Genomic DNA, 4,991 nt, shown 5'->3' on the forward strand with positions numbered 1-4,991 from the left:
CCACCACCCCCCAAGGCACCGCCACCCCCGCCATCACCGCCCGAAACCTCACCACCACCCGAGCCGACCGCCAGGTCCTCCGCGGACTCGACTTCGACATCCCCACCGCCCGCATCACCGGCCTCCTCGGCCCCTCCGGCTGCGGCAAGACCACCCTCATGCGCGCGATCGTCGGCACCCAGGCCAGAGTCGGCGGCACCCTCCAGGTCCTCGGCCGCCCGGCCGGCGACCCGGCGCTCCGTTCCCGCATCGGGTACGTCACCCAGGCCCCGTCGGTCTACGACGACCTCACCGTCCGCCAGAACCTGGACTACTTCGCCGCCGTGCTGCTCCCCGGCCGCGCCCTGCGCCACGACCGCCGCGCCGCCGTCGACCGGGCGATCACCGACGTCGACCTGACCTCGCACGCGGACTTCCTCGCGGGCCGGCTCTCCGGCGGGCAGCGCAGCAGGGTCTCCCTCGCCGTCGCGCTCCTCGGCACCCCGGAACTCCTGGTCCTCGACGAGCCCACCGTCGGCCTCGATCCCGTTCTCCGCCGCGACCTGTGGGACCTCTTCCACCAGATCGCCGCGGACCGGGGCACCACGCTGCTCGTCTCGTCCCACGTGATGGACGAGGCCGAACGCTGCCACCGGCTCCTCCTCATGCGCGAGGGCGAGATCCTCGCCGACGACACCCCGGAGAACCTCCGCCGACGCAACGACACCGCCACCGTCGAAGAGGCCTTCCTCCGCCTCGTCGACGCCGCCGCGGCCCGAGACGCCGCAGCCCAAGCCCGTACCGAAGCCACCCCCGAAGCCCCCGCGGCGGCGGCCCGTACCGAAACCGCCCCCCAAGCCCCCGCCGGAAGCACGCCCCCGGCCCCCACCCGAGGCCCCGCCCGAGACACCCACGAGGAGCCCCGGTCATGAACCCCGCCCGTACCCTCGCCACCGCCGCCCGCGTCCTGCGTCAGTTGCGCCACGACCCGCGCTCGATCGCCCTGCTGCTTCTCGTGCCCTGCGTCATGCTCGTCCTGCTCCGCTACGTCTTCGACGGCAGCCCGCAGACCTTCGACAACATCGGGGGATCGCTCCTCGGGATCTTCCCGCTCATCACGATGTTCCTGGTGACGTCCATCGCGACCCTCCGCGAACGCACCTCCGGCACGCTGGAACGCCTGCTCGCCATGCCCCTCGGCAAGGCGGACCTCATCGGCGGCTACGCCCTCGCCTTCGGCCTCCTCGCCATCCTGCAGTCGGCCTTCGCCACCGGCCTCGCCGTCTGGTTCCTCGGCCTCGACGTCATCGGCTCCCCCTGGCTCCTGCTCCTGGTCGCGCTCCTCGACGCACTCCTCGGCACCGCGCTCGGCCTCTTCGTCTCCGCCTTCGCCGCCTCGGAGTTCCAGGCCGTCCAGTTCATGCCGGCGGTGATCTTCCCCCAGCTCCTGCTCTGCGGCCTGTTCACGCCGCGCGACCGGATGGCCCCCGCCCTCGAGGCGATCTCCGACGTCCTGCCCATGTCGTACGCCGTCGACGGCATGAACGAGGTCCTCAGGCACCCCGACGTCACCGGCGACTTCGTACGAGACGTCCTCGTCGTCGCGGGCTGCGGCCTCCTGGTCCTCGGCCTCGGCGCGGCCACCCTCCGCCGCCGCACCGCGTGACCGCCCCTCGGACACCCGCACGCCCCCCGGCCCACCGGTGCGAGGATGACGACACGTACCCCCTCCGGCGAGGTGAACAGAGCCATGACCCAGACCGTCGCAGTCCTCGGCACCGGCAAGATCGGTGAAGCGCTCCTGAGCGGCATGATCCGCGCCGGCTGGCGCCCCGCGAACCTCCTGGTCACCGCCCGTCGCGCCGAACGCGCCGAAGAGCTCCGCACCCGCTACGGGGTCGAGACCGTCACCAACGCCGAGGCCGCCAAGCGCGCCGACACCCTCATCCTGGCCGTCAAGCCCCAGGACATGGGCCGCCTCCTCGACGAGCTCGCCCCCCACGTCACCGCCGACCGACTCGTCATCAGCGCCGCCGCCGGCATCCCCACCTCCTTCATCGAGGAGCGCCTGACCGCCGGCACCCCCGTCGTCCGCGTCATGCCCAACACCCCCGTCCTCGTCGACGAGGGCATGTCCGTCATCTCGGCCGGCAGCCACGCCACCCCCGGGCACCTCGCCCACACCGAGGAGATCTTCGGCGGGGTCGGCAAGACCCTCCGCGTCCCCGAGTCCCAGCAGGACGCCGCCACCGCCCTCTCCGGCTCCGGCCCGGCCTACTTCTACTTCCTCGTCGAGGCCATGACCGACGCCGGCATCCTCCTGGGCCTGCCCCGCGCCCAGGCCCACGACCTCATCGTCCAGGCCGCCATCGGCGCCGCGGTGATGCTCCGCGACAGCGGCGAGCACCCGGTCAAGCTCCGCGAAGCCGTGACCTCCCCGGCCGGCACCACCATCAGCGCCATCCGCGAACTGGAGAACCACGGCGTCCGCGCCGCCCTCATCGCAGCCCTCGAGGCCGCCCGCGACCGCAGCCGCGAACTCGCCTCCGGCAACGGCTGACCTACACGGCCGAGGCCGCGCCCTTCAGCACGTCCTCCGTGGTCACGACCCGGGCGAACCGCCCGCCGTGCAGCGACACCGCCGTCGCCCGGGTCAGCTCCTCCGCCGTCTGCGTCCAGCCGAACGGCCCGGCCAGGTCGAAGGTGTGCATCGCGTCCAGCGGGTACAGCACGTCGTACCCGAGGTTCCCGCCCATCCGGGCCGTCGTCTCGTTGCACATGTTCGTCTGGATCCCGACGATCACGATCTGCCCACGGTGTCCCTCGGCGGCTCCACCGCGGGCCACGCCCTTCAGCCAGGCGTCCAGGTCCGGCTCCCCGTAGAACGCCGAGTTCACGCTCTTCGTGACCAGTACCTCAGGACCGGCCCCCTTTCCCCGCCGTTCCTCGACGAAGTCCTTGAAGTCGTTCCCCACGGTCCCCGGCTCCAGTGGCGAACCCGGCTGCCGAGAGTCGTGCCGCACGAAGACGACCGGCCGCCCCGTCTCCTGCCACACGTCGATCAGGGCCGCGATGTTCCGCTCGGCGTCCGGGTTGTCCCGACGTCCCCAGAACTCCTGCTCGAAGCCCTTCTGCACGTCGATGACCACCAGCGCCGCGTTCTCGTTGATCTCCATGACCACGATCCTCCCGCCGCCGAGCACCCTCTCCCAGAGGGGCGAATGACAGCGACCGATGGTTTACTGCCACACGTGCCGCCACCCCCCACACCCCGCCCCCAGCGCATCGCACTCCTCGCCTTCCCCGGCATCCGCGGCTTCGACCTCTCCGTCATCACCGAGGTCTGGGACAGCGACCGGACCCTCCGCGGCGTCCCTCCCTTCGAACTCCGCCGAGTCGCCGCCGACCCGCACACCCCCATCCCCCTGCGCGGCGGACTCACCCTCACCCCCGACCGCGCACTCGACTGGCTCGACGACCTCATCCCCACCGACCTCGTCGTCGTCCCCGGCATCGAGAACCCCGACGCGGAACTCCCCACCCCGGTCCTCGACGCCCTCCGCCGCGCCCACACCGCGGGCATCCCCGTCGCCTCGCTCTGCGCCGGCGCCTTCGTCCTCGCCCGTGCGGGACTCCTCGACGGCCGCCGCGCCGTCACCCACTGGCACCTGGCCCGGATCCTCGCCGCCCGCCACCCCGCGATCCAGGTCGAACCCGACGCCCTCTTCGTCGAGGACTCCGGCATCTGGACCTCGGCCGGCACCGCCGCAGGCATCGACCTCTGTCTCCACCTCGTCCGCACCGCCCACGGAGCCGAAGCGGCCGCCGCCATCGCCCGCTCCATGGTCACCGCGCCCTTCCGCACGGGCACCCAGGCCCAGTTCATCGAGCACCCCACCCCCCGCGCCGACCGCGACGCCGACGCCCTCGCCGACGTCCGCGCCCACGCACTCGCCCACCTCGCGGAACCGCACACCGTCGCGAGCCTCGCGGCCCGCGCAGGCATGTCCCCCCGCTCCTTCGCCCGCCACTTCCAGGCCACCACCGGAACCACCCCCCTGCACTGGCTCATCACCCAGCGCGTCGCCGCCGCCCAGAAACTCCTCGAACTCACCGACCACCCCCTCCCCGAGGTGGCCCGCCGCGCGGGCTTCGGCAGCGAGATCACGATGCGCCAGCACTTCGCCTCGCACCTCTCCACCAGCCCGCGCGACTACCGCAACGCGTTCCGTCACCCCGCGGGCAACAGCCCGATCGCCCGATAGGCCCGGTCCACCAACGGCCGAGCCGTCCCCCGGGCCCGCTCGGCCCCGTCCCTTGGCACCTGGTCCACATGACCGGGGTCCACCGCGAGCTCGCCATGCCGTTCCCGCAGGGGCCTCAGCAGCTCGACGACGGCGTCCGCCGTGTCCTTCTTCAACGACCCGTACATCTCATGTACACCGGCCAGGTCTTCCGGGTTCCCATCCGTGGCGGCCGCCAGCAGATCGAGGAGGCTCGCGATCCCCGGCTTCAGCTCCCGGTCGTACTCGACCTCACGCCCGCTGTCCGTCGGGGCCCGCATGACCTCCCTCCGCACGGTCTTCGCGTCGTCGAGCAGCTGGACGATCCCGGCCCCGTCCGCGTGGGACTTCCCCGTCCTCGACACGACCCCAGGCCCGGGGTTGACACGGGATTCCCCGATCCGTACTGTTCTCCGAGTTGTCCGACGTGAGCACCGACCCCGGTCGGCCCCGGACAGCCATTCCGCAAGATCCTCAGAAGCTGACGACGCTTTGCCGTGTCGTCTCGCTTTCCGTGCGTTTTTGCGAAATGAGGAATCCGCGTTCGAAGGTCTGAGCGCAGCCGCCCGATTAGCGTCGGGGGCAGGAAATCCGCTAAAGTCTCACTCGTCGGAACGGCCCAACAGCCGAAAAGACAAACCCCGCTGACTGGGAATCAGACGCCGAAAGGATCTGATAGAGTCGGAACCGCCGGAAGGGCCCGGAGCGAAAGCGAAAGGGACCGGAAAG

General features: G+C 71.7%; 5 protein-coding genes and 1 pseudogene. 4 read left to right on the forward strand and 2 right to left on the reverse strand.

The annotated features are described in order from the left end of the window. The 3 genes from OO54_RS40530 to proC form a co-directional block, all read left to right on the forward strand. On the forward strand, positions 1-911 hold a 911-nt coding region (locus OO54_RS40530; RefSeq protein WP_033212648.1), incomplete at its 5' end, for an ABC transporter ATP-binding protein. Further along, positions 908-1,645, forward strand: a complete 738-nt coding sequence (locus OO54_RS40535) for an ABC transporter permease (RefSeq protein WP_033212649.1) — start codon at positions 908-910, stop codon at positions 1,643-1,645. The genes OO54_RS40530 and OO54_RS40535, both read left to right, overlap by 4 nt. An 84-nt stretch (positions 1,646-1,729) precedes the next feature. Beyond that, positions 1,730-2,539, forward strand: a complete 810-nt coding sequence (gene proC, locus OO54_RS40540; RefSeq protein WP_033212650.1) for a pyrroline-5-carboxylate reductase — start codon at positions 1,730-1,732, stop codon at positions 2,537-2,539. A 1-nt stretch (position 2,540) separates the two neighbouring features. Here the strand turns inward: proC and OO54_RS40545 are convergent, their stop codons facing one another. Next, positions 2,541-3,155: a cysteine hydrolase family protein gene (locus OO54_RS40545; RefSeq protein ID WP_017240003.1), complete on the reverse strand. Its 615-nt coding sequence runs from the start codon at positions 3,153-3,155 to the stop codon at positions 2,541-2,543. Between the two features lie 45 nt (positions 3,156-3,200). On the opposite strand from OO54_RS40545, the gene OO54_RS40550 reads away from it, so the two are divergent. Further along, a complete protein-coding gene (locus OO54_RS40550) occupies positions 3,201-4,244 on the forward strand; it encodes a GlxA family transcriptional regulator (protein ID WP_051787901.1) in 1,044 nt (347 codons plus the stop codon). On the opposite strand, the pseudogene OO54_RS40555 reads toward OO54_RS40550, so the two are convergent. After that, positions 4,211-4,624, reverse strand: a pseudogene (locus OO54_RS40555) (tryptophan--tRNA ligase); the annotation flags it as partial. The gene OO54_RS40550 and the pseudogene OO54_RS40555 overlap by 34 nt on opposite strands. Positions 4,625-4,991 lie beyond the last annotated feature (367 nt).

The organism is Streptomyces wedmorensis (assembly GCF_000716445.1).
In the GTDB taxonomy this organism is placed as follows: domain Bacteria; phylum Actinomycetota; class Actinomycetes; order Streptomycetales; family Streptomycetaceae; genus Streptomyces; species Streptomyces wedmorensis.

Bases quoted from the DNA above. Each gene is read 5' to 3' on its own strand.
- OO54_RS40545 (WP_017240003.1), bottom strand. From the start codon at position 3,155: ATGGAGATCAACGAGAACGCGGCGCTGGTGGTCATCGACGTGCAGAAG.
- OO54_RS40535 (WP_033212649.1), top strand. From the start codon at position 908: ATGAACCCCGCCCGTACCCTCGCCACCGCCGCCCGCGTCCTGCGTCAG.
- OO54_RS40550 (WP_051787901.1), top strand. From the start codon at position 3,201: ATGACAGCGACCGATGGTTTACTGCCACACGTGCCGCCACCCCCCACA.
- proC (WP_033212650.1), top strand. From the start codon at position 1,730: ATGACCCAGACCGTCGCAGTCCTCGGCACCGGCAAGATCGGTGAAGCG.